The sequence below is a fragment of the Rhodoferax sp. genome, from assembly GCF_037143375.1.
In the GTDB taxonomy this organism is placed as follows: Bacteria; Pseudomonadota; Gammaproteobacteria; order Burkholderiales; family Burkholderiaceae_C; genus Rhodoferax.
Window position 1 is genome coordinate 26,595 of record NZ_JBAWYV010000016.1, and the last position, 19,256, is coordinate 45,850.

22 protein-coding genes and 1 pseudogene are annotated in these 19,256 nt (G+C 57.4%); 13 read left to right on the plus strand and 10 right to left on the minus strand.

The window, feature by feature from the left end; genetic code table 11:
• Positions 1-21: 21 nt before the first annotated feature.
• From WCG50_RS04560 to WCG50_RS04570, 3 genes are read left to right on the plus strand one after another with little or no spacing between them, the layout of a single operon-like run.
• Positions 22-411, plus strand: coding sequence for a hypothetical protein (locus WCG50_RS04560; protein WP_336898386.1), 390 nt, complete (start codon positions 22-24; stop codon positions 409-411).
• A 1-nt stretch (position 412) separates the two neighbouring features.
• A complete protein-coding gene (locus WCG50_RS04565) occupies positions 413-1,063 on the plus strand; it encodes an SCO family protein (protein WP_336898387.1) in 651 nt (216 codons plus the stop codon).
• Positions 1,060-2,358, plus strand: coding sequence for an FAD-dependent oxidoreductase (locus tag WCG50_RS04570; protein ID WP_336898388.1), 1,299 nt, complete (start codon positions 1,060-1,062; stop codon positions 2,356-2,358). The genes WCG50_RS04565 and WCG50_RS04570 overlap by 4 nt, the downstream gene beginning before the upstream one ends.
• 15 nt (positions 2,359-2,373) lie before the next feature.
• On the opposite strand, the gene WCG50_RS04575 is transcribed toward WCG50_RS04570, so the two are convergent.
• The 4 genes from WCG50_RS04575 to WCG50_RS04590 form a co-directional block, all read right to left on the minus strand.
• Positions 2,374-2,913: a DUF411 domain-containing protein gene (locus WCG50_RS04575; RefSeq protein ID WP_336898389.1), complete on the minus strand. Its 540-nt coding sequence runs from the start codon at positions 2,911-2,913 to the stop codon at positions 2,374-2,376.
• A complete protein-coding gene (locus tag WCG50_RS04580; RefSeq protein WP_336898390.1) occupies positions 2,913-3,419 on the minus strand; it encodes an ankyrin repeat domain-containing protein in 507 nt (168 codons plus the stop codon). The genes WCG50_RS04575 and WCG50_RS04580 overlap by 1 nt, the downstream gene beginning before the upstream one ends.
• A 179-nt stretch (positions 3,420-3,598) precedes the next feature.
• Entirely contained in the window at positions 3,599-4,054 is a 456-nt protein-coding gene (locus tag WCG50_RS04585) for a DUF411 domain-containing protein (protein WP_336898391.1), read from the minus strand.
• Between the two features lie 110 nt (positions 4,055-4,164).
• The gene (locus WCG50_RS04590) at positions 4,165-4,818 is read right to left on the minus strand and encodes a c-type cytochrome (protein WP_336898392.1); all 654 of its coding nucleotides are present in this window, start codon (positions 4,816-4,818) and stop codon (positions 4,165-4,167) included.
• A 337-nt stretch (positions 4,819-5,155) separates the two neighbouring features.
• On the opposite strand from WCG50_RS04590, the gene WCG50_RS04595 reads away from it, so the two are divergent.
• Together WCG50_RS04595 and WCG50_RS04600 are read left to right on the plus strand one after the other, a co-directional pair.
• A complete protein-coding gene (locus WCG50_RS04595; protein WP_336898393.1) occupies positions 5,156-8,059 on the plus strand; it encodes an adenosylcobalamin-dependent ribonucleoside-diphosphate reductase in 2,904 nt (967 codons plus the stop codon).
• Between the two features lie 573 nt (positions 8,060-8,632).
• Positions 8,633-9,103 (plus strand): pyridoxamine 5'-phosphate oxidase family protein, encoded by a 471-nt coding sequence (locus WCG50_RS04600; RefSeq protein WP_336898394.1) that lies wholly within the window; start codon positions 8,633-8,635, stop codon positions 9,101-9,103.
• A 65-nt stretch (positions 9,104-9,168) separates the two neighbouring features.
• On the opposite strand, the gene WCG50_RS04605 is transcribed toward WCG50_RS04600, so the two are convergent.
• Genes WCG50_RS04605 through WCG50_RS04615 form a run of 3 tightly spaced genes read right to left on the minus strand, consistent with a single transcriptional unit; the run spans position 9,169 to position 10,771 of the window.
• On the minus strand, positions 9,169-9,801 hold the full coding sequence (locus WCG50_RS04605) for a heme-binding protein (RefSeq protein WP_336898395.1): 633 nt from the start codon (positions 9,799-9,801) through the stop codon (positions 9,169-9,171).
• A gap of 43 nt (positions 9,802-9,844) precedes the next feature.
• Entirely contained in the window at positions 9,845-10,090 is a 246-nt protein-coding gene (locus tag WCG50_RS04610) for a hypothetical protein (RefSeq protein WP_336898396.1), read from the minus strand.
• A 3-nt stretch (positions 10,091-10,093) separates the two neighbouring features.
• On the minus strand, positions 10,094-10,771 hold the full coding sequence (locus tag WCG50_RS04615) for a cupin domain-containing protein (RefSeq protein ID WP_336898397.1): 678 nt from the start codon (positions 10,769-10,771) through the stop codon (positions 10,094-10,096).
• Between the two features lie 323 nt (positions 10,772-11,094).
• On the opposite strand from WCG50_RS04615, the gene WCG50_RS04620 reads away from it, so the two are divergent.
• The 4 genes from WCG50_RS04620 (at position 11,095) to WCG50_RS04635 (ending at position 12,739) form a co-directional block, all read left to right on the plus strand.
• Positions 11,095-11,454: a DUF2237 domain-containing protein gene (locus WCG50_RS04620; protein WP_336898398.1), complete on the plus strand. Its 360-nt coding sequence runs from the start codon at positions 11,095-11,097 to the stop codon at positions 11,452-11,454.
• Between the two features lie 28 nt (positions 11,455-11,482).
• The gene (locus WCG50_RS04625; RefSeq protein ID WP_336898399.1) at positions 11,483-11,746 is read left to right on the plus strand and encodes a TIGR02450 family Trp-rich protein; all 264 of its coding nucleotides are present in this window, start codon (positions 11,483-11,485) and stop codon (positions 11,744-11,746) included.
• A 48-nt stretch (positions 11,747-11,794) separates the two neighbouring features.
• Positions 11,795-12,130 (plus strand): hypothetical protein, encoded by a 336-nt coding sequence (locus WCG50_RS04630; RefSeq protein ID WP_336898400.1) that lies wholly within the window; start codon positions 11,795-11,797, stop codon positions 12,128-12,130.
• Positions 12,131-12,385: 255 nt separating this feature from the next.
• On the plus strand, positions 12,386-12,739 hold the full coding sequence (locus WCG50_RS04635; RefSeq protein ID WP_336898401.1) for a hypothetical protein: 354 nt from the start codon (positions 12,386-12,388) through the stop codon (positions 12,737-12,739).
• Positions 12,740-12,821: 82 nt separating this feature from the next.
• Here WCG50_RS04635 and WCG50_RS04640 read toward each other — a convergent pair whose 3' ends face one another.
• Together WCG50_RS04640 and WCG50_RS04645 are read right to left on the minus strand one after the other, a co-directional pair.
• On the minus strand, positions 12,822-13,259 hold the full coding sequence (locus tag WCG50_RS04640; RefSeq protein ID WP_336898402.1) for a universal stress protein: 438 nt from the start codon (positions 13,257-13,259) through the stop codon (positions 12,822-12,824).
• Between the two features lie 75 nt (positions 13,260-13,334).
• Complete coding sequence (locus WCG50_RS04645; protein ID WP_336898403.1) at positions 13,335-14,084, minus strand: 2OG-Fe dioxygenase family protein; 750 nt, start codon at positions 14,082-14,084, stop codon at positions 13,335-13,337.
• Positions 14,085-14,212: 128 nt separating this feature from the next.
• On the opposite strand from WCG50_RS04645, the gene WCG50_RS04650 reads away from it, so the two are divergent.
• On the plus strand, positions 14,213-14,731 hold the full coding sequence (locus WCG50_RS04650) for a hemerythrin domain-containing protein (RefSeq protein ID WP_336898404.1): 519 nt from the start codon (positions 14,213-14,215) through the stop codon (positions 14,729-14,731).
• Between the two features lie 64 nt (positions 14,732-14,795).
• On the opposite strand, the gene WCG50_RS04655 is transcribed toward WCG50_RS04650, so the two are convergent.
• Entirely contained in the window at positions 14,796-16,007 is a 1,212-nt protein-coding gene (locus tag WCG50_RS04655) for a serine hydrolase domain-containing protein (RefSeq protein ID WP_336898405.1), read from the minus strand.
• Between the two features lie 362 nt (positions 16,008-16,369).
• Here WCG50_RS04655 and WCG50_RS04660 point away from each other — a divergent pair, with 362 nt between their 5' ends.
• The 3 genes and pseudogenes from WCG50_RS04660 to WCG50_RS04670 all read left to right on the plus strand — a co-directional run.
• The gene (locus WCG50_RS04660; RefSeq protein WP_336898406.1) at positions 16,370-17,401 is read left to right on the plus strand and encodes an amino acid ABC transporter substrate-binding protein; all 1,032 of its coding nucleotides are present in this window, start codon (positions 16,370-16,372) and stop codon (positions 17,399-17,401) included.
• A gap of 126 nt (positions 17,402-17,527) precedes the next feature.
• Positions 17,528-18,703, plus strand: a complete 1,176-nt coding sequence (locus WCG50_RS04665; RefSeq protein ID WP_336898407.1) for an ABC transporter permease subunit — start codon at positions 17,528-17,530, stop codon at positions 18,701-18,703.
• Between the two features lie 14 nt (positions 18,704-18,717).
• A pseudogene (locus tag WCG50_RS04670) lies at positions 18,718-19,256 on the plus strand (amino acid ABC transporter permease); the annotation flags it as partial.

The window sequence follows — 19,256 nt, forward strand, 5'->3', positions numbered from 1 at the left end:
CCCCCTACAGGAGATATGACCATGAAAAACCTTAAGCACTTAGCCCTCGCCTTGGGACTGGCCGGCGCCCTGCTGGCGCCCGCCCAGGCGCAAACAGCCGACGACGGCGGCCTGAAAATCATCAGCGACCTCGCGCTCGTCAATGGCCAGGCGCTGGCTTGCCAAGAACTGCAAGTAGCGAGTCGCGCCAAAAACCTGATGATTGCGCACGCCCCCAAAACGGCGCGCTTTGGCAACGCCTATGAGGTAGGCACCCAGCAAAGCTACACCGCGCAAATCGGCGGCTCGGCGGACTGCCCCAGCAGCGCCGCGCTAACGGCGAAACTCGATATGCTCGCCCAACAATTGAAAATAAGCCTGCCCGCCACCACACCGGGTGCAGCGTCTACCACCCCCACTGGAACCCAATAACATGAACACAACTCACCTTCGCCGCAGTCTGCTGACCCTGTTGCTGGCCACCCTCACCGGCGCAACCGGATCTGCCCTGGCCCACACCGGCCACAAAATCATGGACGAAGCCGCAGAAGCAGCGCCCGCGCCTGACGCACCCCGTTCGGCGCCACGCTACCTGTTGCAAAACGGCACCGGCCGGGCCGTGATGTCAGAAGATTTTCATGACCGTTTTCAACTCGTCACCTTCGGATTCACCGGCTGCCCTGACGTCTGCCCGACCACCATGGTGGAGATGCAACAAGTCATGGCCGCCTTGGGCGAGCGCGCCCGAATGGTGCAACCGATCTTCATCACCGTCGACCCGGAGCGCGACACCGGCCCTGTGATTGACGCCTACACCCACAACTTCGATGCGCGCATTCTGGGCCTGACCGGAAGCCCGGAGCTGGTGCGCTGGGCCGCCAACAACTTCAAGGTGCAGTTTGAAAAAGTGCGCGAACCTGGCGCGGCGGCCAACATTTACACCATGGACCACACCGCTGGCATGTTTCTGATCGGACCTGACGGCCAACGCATCACCAAGTTTGCCTACGGTGCGCCGGTCAAAGACATGGTCACAGAAATTCAGCGCTGGCTGGACATGAACGAGAACCTGCCCAAGCAATGAAGCGTCGCACCCTGCTGGGCGCACTAGGGAGCGCCGGGTTGGCCTGGCACGGCTTGGCCGCGTCTGACAGCAACATCGGCGCCTCTACGCGTCCTGCGGGTCAGCGAGTCGTGATCATCGGGGGTGGCTGGGCCGGGCTGAGTGCGGCGCGTGTGCTGCGCCAAAGCGCGCCCGAACTGCAGGTGTTACTGATTGACCGCGACCCTCAGTTGCGCTCCTTGCCCCTGAGCAGCCCCTGGCTGGTGGGCCGCACGCCAGAGCGACTGGCGCGGGTCGACTTGGCCGCCTTGGCACAGGTTCTCGGCTACCGGTTTGTAGCCGCTGACGTCCAGACTATTGACCGCACATTGCGCCAGGTGCATACGGCACAAGGCCGATTTGACTACGACTGGTTGGTGCTGGCTGCGGGCATTGACTACGACTACACCGCCTGGTTTGGCGATGACACCCGCGCCACAGCGCAGACACGCGAACAGTTTCCGGCCGGGTTTATGGCCAGCGAACTCGACCTGCTCAAGCGCCAACTCGACAACTTTCGCGGTGGCGATCTGGTCATGACCATCCCCCCGCCACCCTACCGCTGCCCGCCTGCGCCCTATGAACGGGCCATGCTGATTGGCTGGTGGCTGAAAACCAAGCGCCTACCGGGCAAGCTGACGGTGATTGACGCTGGCGCCGGCATTCCCCGTTTTAACCATCTGTTTGCCGAGCGCTACGCCGACCAGATCGTGCACCGACCTCATTCAGACGGACTGTCCATCGATCCCTTTGCGCGCAAGCTCAGCACCGACGAAGGCGAGATTCACTTCAAACACGCGATATTGTTGCCGCCGATGCAGGCCAGCAAACTGGTGGCGCAGACCGGCCTGCTGGGCACCAACGCACAAGGTCAGTCCACCCGTTGGGCCGGTGTTGATCCGCTGCGTCTGCGCTCCCCCGTGGATGAGCGGGTGTACCTGGTCGGTGACCTGATCGATACGGTGTCGCCACTGTTTGGCTACTACCCCAAAACGGCGCATGTGGCCACCCGTCTGGGTACAGCTGCCGCTTTGCAAATCGCCGCACACAGCCGGGGCGAGTCGCCCTCTCCCGTGGCGTTGCCGCAAAGTATTTGCCATGTCTGGCTCGATGCCGACCCCGCTGAGCAACTGATCATTGACGCCCAATACCGCCAGCGTGGCGATGGACTCATCACGCAAGCGGTGCGCCAGCACGACAACCCACAACCCCGCGACGAAGACTTGCAATGGGCGCGATCGCTGTATGCCGAAAGCCTGGGCGTGCCCGCTTCTTAAGCCGGCAAGCGCCCTTCAGTGACGGGCGTAAATGCTGGTGCGACCGGTCGGCCCAACCAGAAGGGTGTTGAAGGCTTCGCGCCGCACATCGCGCTCTTGGCCCGCGTTGTCCAAAATGGTGCAAGCGGTGTCGCATATCGGGTTGTAGCTCTCGCGCCCGGGCGCACCACCCGGCAAGCCCGGCACCGCCAATCCGCGCGCCTTGGGTTTTTCCTTGAGCAACATCAGAATATCTTCGGCTGGCACATGCCCTTCAATAAAGTAGCCCGCTACCCGTGCCGTGTGGACTGACTCCAGTGGCTGCGGCACTTTGAGCCTGCGTTTAATGTTCGGCATCTCAGCGATCAGCTGTTCCTCCAGCGTCACGACAAAGCCGTTTTGGCGCAGGTGCTCGGCCCAATCAATACAAGACAAGCACGGACTCGGCGCGTACACCACCACCGGTGGCAGCGCGACCTCGACCGCCACCGCCTGCGCCGCATTCAAAGGTCGAACCAAGCCCACAACGGTGACCAGCGCCAGCAACACACCCTGAGGAAAACGGGGGTAGCGCATCAGCAAGGCCGCCCCGGCTTGCAGCCCTTGAGAATCCAGAGCGAAATTTCGCCGGCGGCTTCATCCGCACGCACCTTGCGCGCCATGCTCAGCACATCGCGCCCGGCTTCGGTTTTCAACAGCGGGTCGGCCCCGGCTTGCAGCAGTAGCTTGACGTGCTCGGTGCGTGTGGCAAAGGCGGCCATGTGCAGCGGCGTGCGGCCTTCGCTGTCACGCGCATTCGGGTTGGCACCGGCGGTGACCAGCGCCTTCAGCGGTCCGCTGTCCTGGTTCATGGCCGCGTAGTGCAGCGGTGTGGCACCCAAAGCCGTGCGGGCATCCCGGTTTTGCGGGGCAGCACGCAGCAGTTGCGACACCTCAGCCTGCGTGCCCATGCGCGCGGCATCATGAATCGGCAACTCACTCATACCCTGAGTGGCGGGTGGCTCATCAGCCCACGCCGTCTGGAGCGCCAGACAAAGCGCCAACCCCAGGAAGGCGGCGCGCGACACGGTGCTTGGTTTCATGCGGGATGCTCCATTAGTAATCGGGTGGAAGGCGAATTATCAAAGCAAATTGAAAATGTTTCTTGCTATATAAAAAATAGCTGTTCACGCTTATAAGACGGGGGCTACAACCGTATTTCTTATAAATATCGGTATGACTCTTGAATCGGACTAGCCCACCCCAAGCCAGCAGGCCCGGCTTAATGACGCACGTAAATGCTGGTTTGCCCGTCAGCGCCGACGAACACCGTGTTGTATTTTTCGCGTGCCAGACCACCTCCCGGCAAAACCGACAGGGCCAAGCCGCGCGCCATTGGTTTTTCCTTGAGCAAGCGAAGGATGTCCTCCACCGGCACGCTACCTTCAATAAAGTAGCCGCCCACACGCGCGGTTTGAACCGACTCCAGCGCAGACGGCACGTTGACCCAATGCTTGATCCGGCGCATGCCGTCCGCCGACTTTTCTTCCTGGGTAACCACAAAACCGCGTTGGCGCAGTTGTTGGATCCAGCCAGCACAGGGCGGGCACGAGCTTGGCGCGTACAACTCGACCGGGGGCAAAGGGGTGGCAGACGGTGTCGCAGCCCAGGCGGTTTGAAGCACCAATCCCAAAGCAAGCGAAAAAAACTTAATGGCGGGCCGAAATACAGGGTTCATGCGGGAATTTCCTTGAAGCATCAGTGGACTTAATTTGCTATAAAAATACTAGCTGCTTACGCCTATAGCACCTGGGCTAGAGCCCTATTTCTTATAAATTTAATGTCAGGTCAAGGTTGACTGGCCTGGATCGAGGTCAGGTAAGCCAGCACATCGTTGAGGTCCTGCTCCTTGTACTGATTGAGAACCCCAACCATTTCCACCTCGTCGTGCGCGCGCTCGCCCTTGAGGAAGGCATCCATCTGTTTTCTCAGGTAGCTGGTGTACTGCCCCACCAAGCGCGGAAACTTGCCGCGCCCCATGCCGTCGCGGGCATGGCAGGTGACACATTCTTTTTTGTAAATGGTTTGGCCGTTGTCCAGATTGCCCGGCGAACGCGGAATGATCATTACCTTTTCTACGGCCGTCAGTCGGGTCAGTGCATCGTCGTCATCCTTGAACACAGGCCACAACGTGGGCAACTCCACCGAGGCCAAATACGCCGCGACATCCTCAATGTCCGCCTCAGACAGTTCACGCTCCTGGGTGTACGGAAACATCGGCAGATTCAGGCGGGTGCGGGCCCGAAAAGCGCGCAACTGATCCTTGATGTGGGCCTCGCGCTGGCCGGCGATGCGCGGGTATTCACCGCGTTTGCCGCCCTGGCCAAATTCACCGTGGCAACCGGCACAGGTGGCGTTGATTTCTTTGCCATGTTCCAGGTTTTGAGCCTGGCCGGCTGAACTCAAACCTAGCAAAAATAACAGGACAAACAGTGCTTTCATGGGGACTCTTGGGGTTGGCAAGGCCCGTATTAAGGGCCAAAATCGCATTTTGCCGTGCTTCGCCATTTATTGAATTGATCCGTCTTAGTTTCATTGGGCAAAAGCTCAATCGACTACAAAAAGATACTTTAGACACTACCGGTAGTGTTTATATTGGACTATGATCACTACCCGTAGTGCCTCACCGCCAAAAATTTTTCATATCCGGCTTGCTCGATATCAATGATTTAAGCCCTGCTCAGCACTAATGCCCCGTATTTGGGGCAAAGCTTGAATGCACGGCGCGTCTCGGCGGTCTGCACCACCCACTTTTACCTTCTACCCAAGGAAACATGTCATGTCACAAAAAACACCTGAACGGAAAAAAACCGTAGCCGCCCTCGCGCCGCAGCAAATCAGCGAAGAAGTGCTGATTGAAAAGTACAGTAAAAACGGTGAAAAAACCATTCTTGACGTCAACAAACGCGTCGCCCGCGCCTTGGCCGAAGTCGAAGCCCCCGAGCACAAAAAACAATGGGAAGCCAAGTTTTTGCAAGCCCTGCAAAACGGCTTTTTGCCCGCCGGACGCATCCAGTCCGCCGCTGGCACCGACCTGGCTGCCACGCTGATCAACTGCTTTGTGCAGCCCGTGGGTGATTCGATCTCCCACATTGAAGACGGCCACCCTGGCATTTACACCGCGTTGACTGAAGCGGCTGAAACCATGCGTCGCGGCGGTGGTGTGGGTTATGACTTCTCGCGCATTCGCCCCCGTGGCGCCTGGGTTGGCAGCACCCAAAGCAGCGCCTCAGGCCCGGTCAGCTATATGCGCGTGTTCGACCGCTCATGCGAAACCGTCGAATCCGCTGGCGCCCGCCGTGGCGCGCAAATGGGCGTGTTGCGCTGCGACCACCCCGACATCGAAGAATTCATCCACGCCAAAGACACCGGCGATCTGAAAAACTTCAATATTTCGGTTGGCATCAGCGACGAATTCATGAAAGCCGTGCAGGATGACGGCGAGTTCACCCTGATTCACCGCGCTGAGCCCGGCACCGCCCAAAAAGCTGCTGGCGCCTACCAGGTCAAAGAAAGCGGCTTGTGGATCTACCGCAAACTGCAGGCCCGCGAGCTGTGGGACCAGATCATGCGCTCCACCTACGACCACGCCGAACCCGGCGTGCTGTTTCTGGACCACATCAACCGCGACAACAACCTGTCGTACTGCGAAACCATCGCCAGCACCAACCCCTGCGCCGAGCAACCGTTGCCCCCTTATGGCTGCTGCTGCCTGGGCTCGATTGACCTGACCCGCTTCATCACCAACCCGTTTGAAGCCGATGCCAGCTTCGACAGCGCCGCCTTTGCCGATGTAGCCCGCGTGGCCACCCGCATGCTCGACAACGTGCTCGACGTTACCGTCTGGCCGCTGCCGCAGCAGCAAGAAGAAGCGCGCAGCAAACGCCGCGTCGGTCTGGGTTTTACCGGCTTGGGCGATGCGCTGGTGATGCTGAACTTGCGCTACGACACGCAAGCAGCGCGCGACATGGCCACCGAGATTTCTGTACTGATGCGCGACACGGCTTATGACGCCTCGGTTGAACTCGCCATCGAACGCGGTGCCTTTCCGTTGTTCAATGCCGACCTGTACCTGAGTGGCCAAACCTTTGCCTCACGCTTGTCGCCCGCCCTGAAAGAGCGTGTGCGTGCCCACGGCCTGCGCAATTCGCACCTGCTGTCGATTGCTCCCACCGGCACCATCAGTCTGGCGTTTGCAGACAACGCCAGCAATGGCATTGAGCCGCCGTTCAGCTGGAGCTACACCCGCAAAAAACGCATGGTCGATGGCAGCTTCAAGGAATACGCGGTTGAAGACCACGCCTGGCGCCTGTACCGCCACCTGCGCGGAGAAAACGCAGCGCTCACTTCCGCCTTTGTGACCGCGCTGGAGATGAGCGCCCAGTCCCATGAAGCCATGGTGGCTGCCGTGGCACCGTACATCGACACCGCCATCTCCAAAACCGTGAACGTCCCGGCTGACTATCCGTATGCCGACTTCCAGCATCTGTACATGGAAGCCTGGCAGTCCGGCCTCAAAGGCCTGGCCACCTACCGGCCCAACTCGGTGCTGGGGTCGGTGTTGAGCCTGACGCCTACGGCCGCCACAGTCGCCACTGCCGCTGCGCCCTTGCACATCGACGGCGCCAACCATCGCCTGTCACTGGAGCGCCTGCCGGTGCCGGTGCTGTCATCCCTGCGCTGGCCGAGCCGCCCTGAGTTGCCTGCGGGCAACCCGGCCTGGACCTTCATGGTGCACCACCCGTTTGGCGACTTTGCCTTGTTTGTGGGCGAACTGGCCCCCGAAGAAGGCGGCGCGCCCAAACCTTTCGAAGTCTGGGTCAACGGCACCGACCAGCCGCGTGGTTTGGGCGCTTTGTCCAAGACACTGTCAATGGACTTGCGCGCCAACGACCCCGCCTGGCTGAAACTCAAACTCGACGCCCTGGCCACCGTTGCCGAAGAACACTCATTTGAGATGCCCTTCCCGCCCCATGGCGAAATGCGCCTGTTCCCCGGCGTGGTGGCGGCGACGGCAGCGGTCATTCGCTGGCGCTGCGACCAACTCAAAGCCATCGACACCGAAGATACCAAGGCACCCACCCCCGTGATGGACGCCATGTTCAGCCGCAACGAGCCACAAACCGGACCTTCTGGCACGCTGGCCTGGTCGGTCGACGTGGACAACCCGGCCACCGGTGAAGCCTTCACCGTCACGCTGAAAGAAGTCAACCTGCAAGGCCACGATGGCGGCATCGTGACCCGGCCCTGTTCGGTGGGCTTCTCTGGCAACTACCCACGTGCGCTGGACGGCTTGGCCCGCTTGCTGTCACTCGACATGCGCGTGATTGACCCCGCCTGGATCGGCATGAAGCTGCGCAAGTTGCTCAACTACGCCGAGCCTTTGGGTCATTTCATGGCCTTCGTGCCGGGCTTGCCGCACGGCGAGCGTCGCCAGCAAACCTGGCCTTCCACCGTGGCCTACATTGCGCGCCTGATCATTCACCGCTACGCCATGCTGGGTGTGCTGGACGAAGAAGGTTTCCCGCTGCGCGACATGGGTGTGCTCGACACGCCAAACAACCAGGAAGCCCCCACCACCATGGCTGGCAAGGTCTGCCCCGAATGCGGCAACCCCACCGTTATTCACAAAGATGGTTGTGATTTCTGCACGGCGTGCGGTTACGTGGGACAGTGCGGCTAAGGGCTCAACTGTGACCTGAAAAAGCCGGCCCTCGAAAGAGGTCCGGCTTTTTTTATCGCCGCTGCAGGGAGCTGTGCACTGCCATGTGTACGTGACTTCGGTTGTGCGTTTCGGTCTTAGAGATTTGAGATCTACCTGTTCCATGGCAGCCGCTGGCAACCTGAGATCGACCGGCGGCTTTGTGGCTATCATTTCGTCAAAGTGGGCGCCCGCCACCGACCAACTGCCGTCGGTCGAGGTAGTACGCCTATAGCTGACAGCGGACTTCCATGATTTCCAGATAGCTGTCGTTGGACGGCGCCGCCAATGTTTCTCCGCTGGATTTCGGTTGTGCAGCGAGTCCCGTCGTTCGCGACAGGTTGCTTGCTGGCAGTCCAATCTCTCAAGGCCAGTGATGGTTTGAGGCGCAGCGAAAGCAGGTCATGGCCCTCGTGGGCGAAGGACTGCCGCGTAAAGTCAATGCGACGGAGGTGTTAGTCCGTTCAGATGGCTACCGGGCATCAGTGGTTTGAGTAGACTGCAAGCTTTCAACGTCGCGGGTTAGCTTTAGCCAGCCCGCCAACTTGGTCTTCAATGACATCTTCCAACTCCATCAGGGGCAGCATTCAGCAGTTGCTGAACACCATAGGGCATGCCGTACTTGCCACTGAAAATGCGGGACAACCACACACCAGTTTGATTGCCATTACACCAATCGACGCCGGGCAACGGCTAGTTTTCGCCACTTACCGTAACACCCAAAAATTCACCAACCTGATGCAAAACCAGCGGGTGTCTGTGCTAATGGATGGCAGTCGGCGCCATAGCCAAGACGGCACAACTACCGGTCTTGTTCTGAGTGCAGTAGGGCGGGTGCAAGAAATCAATGTAGCAGCGCACCCCGACCTGCTGGGTGCTCACTTGGAAAAGCATCCAGACCTCACGACGTTCACTCAAGCGCCAGACTGTGTGCTGCTTGAGGTGGTGGTGGAGGCCTACCAAGTGGTGCACGGCATAGACGATGTCACTTGGTGGCGCGTCGACGACTTGAAAATGCCCCTCTGAGAAAAGTTAACTCAGAGTAATCAACAGAAACTTGTAAGTGCCAGTGAAAGCGAAAAGCCACTTGGTTACTTAGTCTCCAGCATGATTTCGTTTCGGCGAAACATCGGCAAAGTCCAGGGTGGGTTGTAGCGGGCCAACTGCGGGCTACCGGTCGTTTCAATTTTTTGTGCAGCTAGCCAAGCCACCAATTCATCGGTGCGTTGCTGGATTCCGGTTTCGGTGTTGAAACCTGTATAGCTCAACACCGCCCAGGTCTTGGAGGGCACTTCGCGCAACTGCACGGCTGGATTGTTGGGTTTGGGCAGAGTGTTCAGTGTGTAAGCGCTGGGCATCACAAAATGCACCCGCCATCGATTGGCGCCTTGCATGGCTTGTGGCTTCTGGCTGACCTGTCCCGAATTTGGCAAGGGCTGCAGGGCTACAGGCGCAGTCATGGCGTCTCTTTGCGAAGCTGGCTTAACGGGCTCCATGGTCACAGGTGCGGTCATGGAAATCTTCTCCGATCCCTGTTTTAGCGTCGAACCCGAAGACACATTGTTTCCAAATATGTAATCTGCAATGATGCGAAACCCCTTGCCGGAAGCAGCATCCATGTCGCCATCGACAAGGGTTTCGGCCACGATAAAGGATGGGTAGCGCCGCAATTCGATGTGTCCATGCTTGGACAACAGTTCAAATTTGGGTTCTTCAGTGGCCATAGTTGTAGTTCCAAATACCCCGAGAGTCAACGAAATGGTCAATTTAATGGTGTGTTTCACGAGGGCTGTGCGCATCGTCTGCGAATAATGACTCATCTAGAGCCGGTTCTTTTCCAGTGGTGAACGGTTCTTGGAGGTTTGCTGCCGGAATTTCAACACCCAGCGGCGTATCGTTTTGTTTGCGGCGCCAATGGACCATCGTGCCAACATAAGTGATTGATTGATCGGAGTCTGGCAATCTCATCTCCACATCCGCATCACTGTGCGATTGGTTAGCCAGATTCTTCAAGGCTTACGGCTTGTTGAAGACAGGCAGGTGTCCAGTCTTCACCAGAATCAGGCAGCCCTCTCGACTAAAAGGTTGGTGCTGGCTGAGATGGGGACTGCGAATCCAACTCCCTTGGGGGTAGCTTCCGTACTCGTCAGAAAAGACGCCGTCAACCACGAATATTTCTTCACCGCCATAGTGGCGATGCGGGTTGAAAAATGTTCCGGGTGCCCAGCGCACCATGGCCGTGTGTTGAGTGCCAAATTCGGCCAGTGGCAAAACCGTCAAGCCTTCCACCAGCCCCTGAGACCAACGCGACCGGCGGGTATCCACCAGACGCCGGTCGGTATCTGCCGGGTCGATATGACGGAGCTTTACAAACAACAGGCAGCCATTCTTTGAAAACGGTGCATGCCAGGAACCTGGCGGATTTTTCAGGTAGGTGCCTGGCCCATAGTCACCAGCTTCATCACTGAGGGTCCCATCGAGCACCAAAATCTCTTCACCCAATTCATGGCTGTGCGATTCAAAACTCGCTCCGGCAGCGTAGCGAACAATGGACGTAGCCGTTGCGACCTCGGCACCGTCGCGTGCCAGCAAACGACGGTGCACCAATGGCGAAGGCGAGGCATGCCAGGTTAACGCATTGCTGTCCACGACGCAGCGCTGGCTAAAGTCTGTATGGAGTTGTGTGTTGTCCATCGGACTCATTCTGGGTCTGCACTGCCCGCAGGCATCGCCAAATCAGGTTCAAAGCTGGAATGTGGTGTCGCATCTGTAGTCGGACGGAACATTTTTTCTCCATCCCATTGCTGCCCGCACCAACACAGGCCGTGGGCGTTAATGATGCAGGTTCCGACACCACAGCAGCGCTCATCATCTTGCATGGATATAACTCGATAAGTAGTTGTGCATGAATGCCCGCAAAATCCCACCAGATAAGGGCAGTGTGGCAGCATCCATCTCTTGCGGCAATTCTGCCATCTTTCGAATTTCGCCCACTGGCCTGAGGATATTGAATCGACATGACAGCATTGAACGTTCTTGGAGGCACGCTGTTGGCATGCTCCTATGCGCCGTTATCCGGTTTTTTTCGGGATGGTTGCTGCCATACGGATGAAAACGACCATGGTACCCATGTGGTTTGCGCCAGAATCACCAGTGATTTTCTGGCGTATTCACTGGCGCACGGAAACGACTTGATAACGCCCCGACCCGAATACCGGTTTGCGGGACTCCACGCAGGCGACCGGTGGTGCCTGTGCGCAGTGCGCTGGAAAGAGGCCTTGTCGGCGGGTGTTGCGCCACCAGTGCATCTGGAAGCAACCCACGCCAAGGCGCTGGAAGTAGTGTCACTAGAGCAGTTGAAGCTGCACGCGCTTTAAACTGAGGTGACCACGCCATATGACGCCCTTGCATCCCAAAAAGCTGTTGCTGACCAAATGGACCGCTGTACAGCCCATAGCCAAAAACAAGCATTTTCTTGTGTCGCGGGTGATAGAGCCCGAGTCACCGGAACTGGCAATTGAATGGGTTGAATTGGAGGCGGTGTATTCAAAAGCCGTGACGCGCATCCACTGGCGGCAGTTGCAAGATGAGACACTTTGGCGCAGAGGTTGGCATAGCGCAGGACGCAGTCCATCACTGGTAATTGATCCGGCGCTGGTCATCCAATAGACCCGGTCCATAAAGGCAACTTGTGACTATTGCTAGGGCTTCGGAATCATGATTTTGGCCAGCACCGGTTGTTCGTTGGTTCAACAAAGCTTCAAATTCAGTGGCTATAAGTGGATGTCCAATCACGTATCCGAGTCCACATCCACGAATGACTGGTTTCTCAACGGATCGACGACCGCTTTGGTCACATTGAAGTCCGCCACGAACGGCTTGTTACGGGCGATGAATTGGGCAACCCGTAAGCTGACTGTCGTGAACGGCGGCAGCGGGCTTCTGAAAACATTCATGGCCAAAAACCCAATGACTCCTGACCCATATATGTCAGTGGGCTTCCCGAAGCGCCCGCAGCTTAACTGTCAAACGGTGCTGGAGCTTTTAAGTTGAGTGCGACAGGCCTTATGCAAAGCAAATAGGCAACCGATCCATGGTCGCGCCAAGTTTTACATTTTTCAAAATTCCTTTGAATTCACCATGTGGTGTTTGTCGCAAGTCAATATCTAGTTGATATTTTCATGATCTAAGTCATTTTTATCTCAATTAACTAGGCGTTTATGCCTGTCCACTCATTGAGAATTCGATGGCTTATTAAGCGATGTAGCCTGGGGAGGCGAACACGTTCAATGGCACTACAAGGAATTTATGCATTTCACAACTAAACCATTTCAGATTTTTTTCGCGTCTGGCGCTTTGCTTCTTCTTACGGCATGTGGAGGTGCTCCGTCTGAAGGAGAAATTAAGACAGCTATTGAAAAGCAAATGGGAGCGGACGCAAAGGCAATGGCACAAATGGGCGGCAAACTAGGCACGGATATGTTCAAAGATATGCTGCCAGAGATCAAGAGCGTCAAGAAGATTGGCTGCAAAGAGGATGGCGAGAAGGCCTACAAATGCGATGTTGAGCTCGAAGTTACACGACAGGGAAACACCAATAAAGGAATTGCACCCATCCGCTTTGTAAAAGGCAGCGATGGCTGGATCGCCTCGAAAAGATAAGTGGCTGGATTTGAATCTGCGGTCTTTTAGGCCTGCAGACCCCGTTTAATAAGCGTGAGCAGCTACTAAATTTGTAGCTGATTCAATCCCGCACCACCAACACCGGCAGTTTGGTGTGCGACAAAACGGCCTGCGTGACGCTGCCGAGCACCAGTTTTTCCAAGCCACTGCGGCCATGAGAGCCCATGACGATCAGGTCAGCTTCAAGCGATTCAGCAGCTTGAACCACACCGCGCCAAGCAGCATGCGCCTCAATCACCGAGGTATCAACCGTAACACCTGCATTCTCAAACAAGGATTTGGCCGCCTTGACTGCGGCATTGGCTTCAGCGGTTGCCGCACTCAGGTACTCGGCTTGACCGTAAGCAAAGTCAGTGCCGACACCGGTGAACGGGTACGGATCGATGACAAAAATTGCCGTGACCTTGCTGCCAAAAGCCTTGGCCATGCCGATGGCCTTGTCAACCGCCAACTGAGCGGTTGAAGAACCATCTACGGGCACGAGAATATGATTGAACATGCTGGAATCTCCTTGTATTAACAGTATGAAGTGTCGGATTGCATCTCGGTTTTAACCTTGACCAAAATCAAATTATCAACCAACTTCCTGAAAGCCCCCAGCGCGCAAGGTCACCACCAGCGTGTCACGGTGGCCACCCTGTGCGCCGGACTGAAGCGGCTGAATCGGCGTTGATTCATGTATCACGCGGGCATCGTCAAGCAGCAAAACTGACCAGGGCTCCGACAGCGTGAAGCGCTGGCCATTAGGCCCCGCAGCCTCAAAAACACGGGTCTCCCCACCCTTGACGCCTTCCCGGTTCACCAGAAAAACCGCCACCAGGTCCACCCCATCGCGGTGCGCGCCTTCCGGGGTCGGGCGCCCGATGCCGTCGGTCGTGTCAATTCGGAACTGGTGCGCCTCGACAAACCAGGGTTTAGTGCCTTTCAGCTCCGAGCACACATCGCCTAACCAGAGCAGCAATTGGCGCCACACCGGTTGCACCAGTAGCGTGGGCAAGATCGGCTCAAACAAACGCTCCATGCCGCCATGCAAGGCGTTGTACTCCAGCGGTTGCCAGTGGGCCCGGTGCGCAACCAGCGTGACTTCATCGTTTTTAACTACAAAGCTGGCGTGACGCCGACGCCGGTAACGGCCTCCATCTTTAAGGAAAGCATCGGGTGGCAAATCGCCCCAGAAGGGGTTCAGTTGAAGCAACGATGCCAGCGGGCAAGTGCTCAGGTCGCTAACGCTGTGGGCATCCAGCACAGCAAAGCCCTGCTGCCTGAGAACGTTGACGAGTTGGCTGGGCTCAGAGAGCGAAGGAGGCGTAAACAAAGTAGTCATGGGCCGCAAGCTTAGCGCCTAAGGAGGGCGCGTGCTGGAAAGTTGCAATTGCCTATTCCATGACATTGGTCAAGTTTTAAAATCTGCTTTTCCGTATGCTGTCGTCACTTTTTTGGGGAAATACGCACATGTCAACACTGCAATGGTCTGATTCGCTCTCACTTGATTTGCCTTTCATGGACGACACGCACCGTGAGTTTGTCGACTTGCTGGCTATCGTCGTGACCGCCTCAGACACCGACCTTCTGCCAGCCTGGAAGATCTTGATCGACCACACCCACGAGCATTTTGAGCGGGAAGACCAGTGGATGCTCAACACCCGTTTCTCGTCCAGCAACTGCCACACCATGCAGCACAAGGTCATTTTGCAAGTGATGCGCGAAGGGGACGTTCGTGGCAAAGCCGGTGAACTCGATGTGGTTCGGCAAATGGCCAGCGAGCTCGGCATCTGGTTCCCGCAACATGCGCAAAGCATGGACGCCGCCCTCGCCTTGCACCTGCGCAGTGTTGGCTATGACGCAGTCACCGGCGTTGTGCACGCGCCGCAAGCCCTGCCGCACGAAGAGATTCATGGCTGCGCTGGCGAAAGCTGTTCCCCCAAGGCAGAGCTTGCAGAACAAACGACCGCTGACCTTAGCTACTCCTGAATTTATAGCTATCTACGCAAGTAGGACGGGGGCTAGAAGCCGATTTCTTATAAATATTGGTAATTCAGGTCAGTAGCGCCGCGTACACCAAATCCCGAAACAGCATCCGGTAATACTCGCGCTGATTCGGCGCTTGAAGCATCAGCATCGCAAACAGGCCTTCGGCGGGGTCCACAAAGAACGTGGTGCCCGCCATGCCGCCCCAAAAATAGGTGCCCACCGAGCCCGGCACAGTGGCCACACCCAAATCCCGGCGCACCGCAAAACCCAAGCCAAAGCCATGCCCCAGCGGTAGCAGCGCACGCGAGGCGGTGCTGTTCACGGGAATATCGCCCAAGTGGTCGGCGGTCATGAACTCGACCGTTTTGGGGCCCAGCAGGCGAACGCCGTTGAGCTCGCCCTTGTTCAACATGAACTGTAAAAACCGCGCGTAATCCGCAGTGGTGCTGGCCAGGCCACCGCCCCCGGATTCAAGCTTGCCCACCTCGCGCACGTCGATCACGCGCATCGGCACGCCGCCTTCGGGGTCGCGGGCAAAGGGTTCAGCAATGCGGGCGTGGTGCTCGGGCGGCACACTGAACCAGGTCTCGGTCATGCCCAGTGGCGCAAAAATGTATTGATGCAAATAAGCGCCCAGCGTTTGTCCGCTGACCACCTCCACCAGTCGCCCCAGCACATCGGTGGCGCGGCCGTATTCCCACGCGGTGCCCGGCTCGAACATCAGCGGCAACCCCGCCATCTCATGCGAAAACTCGGCGTTGTTGCGCTCGCGGGAGCCAATGCGGGTCTGGGCATATTGACGCTGCACCGGCGCACTGCCCATGAATTCATAGGTCATGCCCGCCGTGTGGCGCAGCAAATCCTGCACCGTGGCAGCTTGCTTCACCGCCTGCAGTTGAACAGCGCCGTCGACCATGCGCGACACTTTTTGGGCACTGAACTCAGGCAAGTGCTTGGCCACCGGGTCGCTCAAGAGCAACTTGCCTTGCTCCATCAACATCATCACCGCCACCGACACGATCGGCTTGGTCATGGAGTAAATGCGAAAAATAGCATCCTTGCCCATCGGGACACCGGTGGCGGGGTCGAGCGCACCCAAGCTCTCAAACAACACCACTTTGCCGTGCCGGGCAATCAGGGCCACGGCACCGGGCAAGCGCTGGCGATCAACCTCGGATTGCATAACCGCCATCAGCCGTGCTGTGCGAAGCGGGCACAGACCCGCGCTCTCAGGCGAGCCAGCAGGTAGCGCAGTAGAAGTTGACATACGGGTCATGACGCGACTCCCGTGCAAGTTTTTAGAAACAAAATCAACTCCAAAAATATAAAGAAATACAGAAAAATACCCGTCGCTGATCCTACCCTTGGGAACAGCACTCACTGGGTTTCACCCTGCGCACCCATTGTGTGCAAATATCGCTTTATTTGCGACAAACAACTTAAAAACTGTGGCACAAATAATGCTCTAACTTTTATCAGTGCATCACACAATCGAACAAGTTATGCAATTTCAGCATGATCTTCAAGCGTAAACCCCGATATGGGGCACATGATGTCGCTGCTAAAGTTTGCAGCCTGAATGAGCACAGCCACAAACCGTGATCGTTTCTATCCAACTTTTTAAATGGAGCTTTACAAATGACCCTGAAATCACTCAAAACCCTGGCCCTCGTCGCCGCCATGGGCGCGGCCCTGGTAGCCCCTGCGCATGCCGGTAAAACACTGGACGGCATCAAAGCCCGTGGCCAGGTTGTTTGTGGCGTGAACACTGGCTTGGCCGGGTTTGCAGCTGCGGACTCCGCAGGCAAGTGGTCCGGACTGGATGTGGACGTTTGCCGCGCCTTGGCAGCCGCAACTTTGAGCGATCCGGAAAAAGTCAAATACGTGCCCCTGAATGCACAACAACGCTTTACAGCCCTGCAATCTGGTGAAGTCGATATTCTGGCGCGCAACACCACGTTTACGTTGACCCGCGACGCATCGCTTGGCATGCACGACACCGTGACCAACTACTACGACGGCCAAGGCTTCATGGTGACGGTCAAGAGCAAGATCAAGAGCGCCAAACAACTCAAGGGGCAAACCGTTTGCGTGCAGTCCGGCACCACCACCGAAAAGAATCTGACCGACTACTCCAAAGCCAATGGCCTGGGCATCAAACCCGTGGTGTTTGAGAAACTGGAAGCTGCCGAGAACGCCTACTTCACGGGCCGTTGCGTGGCCTACACCACCGACGCGTCCGGCCTGGCCTCCACCCGCGGCAAGGTAGCCAAAGACCCCAAAGAACACGTCATCCTGGCCGACCTGATCTCCAAAGAACCGCTGGGCCCAATGGTTCGACGGGGTGATGACGAGTGGTTTGCAGTCGTCAAGTGGGTCATGTACGGCCTGCTGGAAGCCGAAGAATATGGTGTGACACAAGCCAATGTGGAGCAAATGAAAGCCAGCACCGACCCGGTGATCCAACGCCTGCTGGGCGGCGGCAATGAAGACACGGGCAAACTGCTCGGCCTCGACAAAGCCTGGCTGGCGCGCGCCATCAAGGCCACCGGCAACTACGGTGAAAGTTTCGAGCGCAATGTCGGACCCAAGTCGGCTCTGGGTCTGCCACGCGGTCTGAACAACCTCTGGAACAAGGGCGGCCTGATGTACGCCTACCCGGTCCGCTGATCACCCACTGATCACGCTACGATGAAGAAGTTGCTGCCGGTACAAATACCTTGTACTTGCAGCAGCTTTTTTTAATCCCCAGTCTTCGCTCACGGCGTTGAAATGCCCCCTGAAAGCACCCCGCCCATGTCCACACAGTTGCCCCCACAAAAGAAAAGCTGGTCCTGGCGAAGTCAGGCCTTCAGAGGCTTGATCTACCAGATCATTGCCATCGGGCTGATTGCGGCCTTCGTCTGGTTTATTGCGCACAACACGCTCTACAACATGAAGATCCGCGGCATCCAGAGCGGATTTGATTTTTTAACCAGCCCTGCCGGCTTTGATATCGGCGAGAGCCTTTACGCCTTTGATTCAGCCCAGCCCTACTGGCAGGCTTTTCTGGTGGGCGTGACGAACACCTTGCGCATTGCCATCCTTGGCATCATTTTGACGACCATTTTGGGCACTCTTTTGGGCGTCGGCCGGTTCTCGCGCAACGCTTTGGTGCGTGGCGTGTGTTATGCCTATGTCGAGTTTTTCAGAAACGTGCCGGTATTGCTGCAATTGCTCATGTGGTACTTGCTGTTCACAGAGGTATTGCCCGCGGCCTCTGATGCCTGGACGCTGGGGCCTATTTTTCTGAGCAAGGGCGGCCTGAGTTTCCCGATTCCGGTGTGGGCTACGGGCCAACTCTGGGCACTCATCGGATTGGGTTTAGCCATTGTCTTTAATATTTTTTACCTCAAATGGGCGCGCCGGAAATTTGAAGCCACCGGCAAACTCCAAAGCATGTTTTGGGTCCCCGTAGCCATCTGTCTGGGAGGCAGCCTGTTGGGTTGGGTGTCTGGCGGCGCGCCGATGGCGTTTGACTCCCCCATCAAGGGCGAGTTTGCGATCGAAAAAGGCGGTTCACTGACACCGGAATTTCTTTCGGTGCTGTTGGGTCTCACCATCTACACCGCCGCTTTTGTGGCCGAGGTGGTGCGCTCCGGCATCCAATCCGTCGCGCGTGGTCAGGGCGAAGCCGCCGCCGCGCTGGGCCTGAACCCAGGCCAGTCGATGCGACTGGTGATGCTCCCGCAGGCACTTCGGGTCATCATCCCGCCCATGACCAACCAGTTTTTAAACCTGACTAAAAACTCATCGCTGGCAGTGGCCATTGGTTACCCTGACGTGGTGTCGATTGCCAACACAGCCCTGAACCAAACCGGGCGGGCGGTGGAATGCATTGCCATCGTCATGCTGGTGTACCTGAGCACCTCACTCACCACCTCCTTGCTGATGAATTGGTACAACACCCGTTCTGCCATTCAAGAACGCTGACCCGAGCATCACCCATGACAGCACAAACCTTCAAACCTATCGCTGCACGCCCGGCCCCGACACAAACGTCGGGCCTGGTGGCCTGGATCCGCACCAATCTTTTTGGCGACCTGATGACGTCGTTGATGACGCTGATGATTGGCGGATTCCTGCTCTACACGATCCCCCAATTTCTCAGCTGGGCCCTCTTCCGGGCCGCCTGGTTACCCAATTTCGATGCCTGCCGGGTTGAAGGCGTAGGCGCCTGCTGGGGCGTTGTGGCCGAAAAATACCGCATCATCCTGTTCGGCCGCTATCCTTTCGAGGAACAATGGCGACCGCTGGTTGCTACCGGCCTGATGTTGGCGCTGCTGGTGTCGAGTTGCACCCGCGCCTTCTGGCGGCCCTGGCTGGCCCTGCTGTGGGTGGTCGTGCTGTACGCGGTGTTCATGCTGATGTATGGCACTGTGCTGGGCTTGAGCAAGATCGAAACCGACCGCTGGGGCGGTTTGCCGCTGACGATTTTGCTGGCGTCCCTGTCAATGATCATGGCGTTTCCGATTGCACTGGTGGT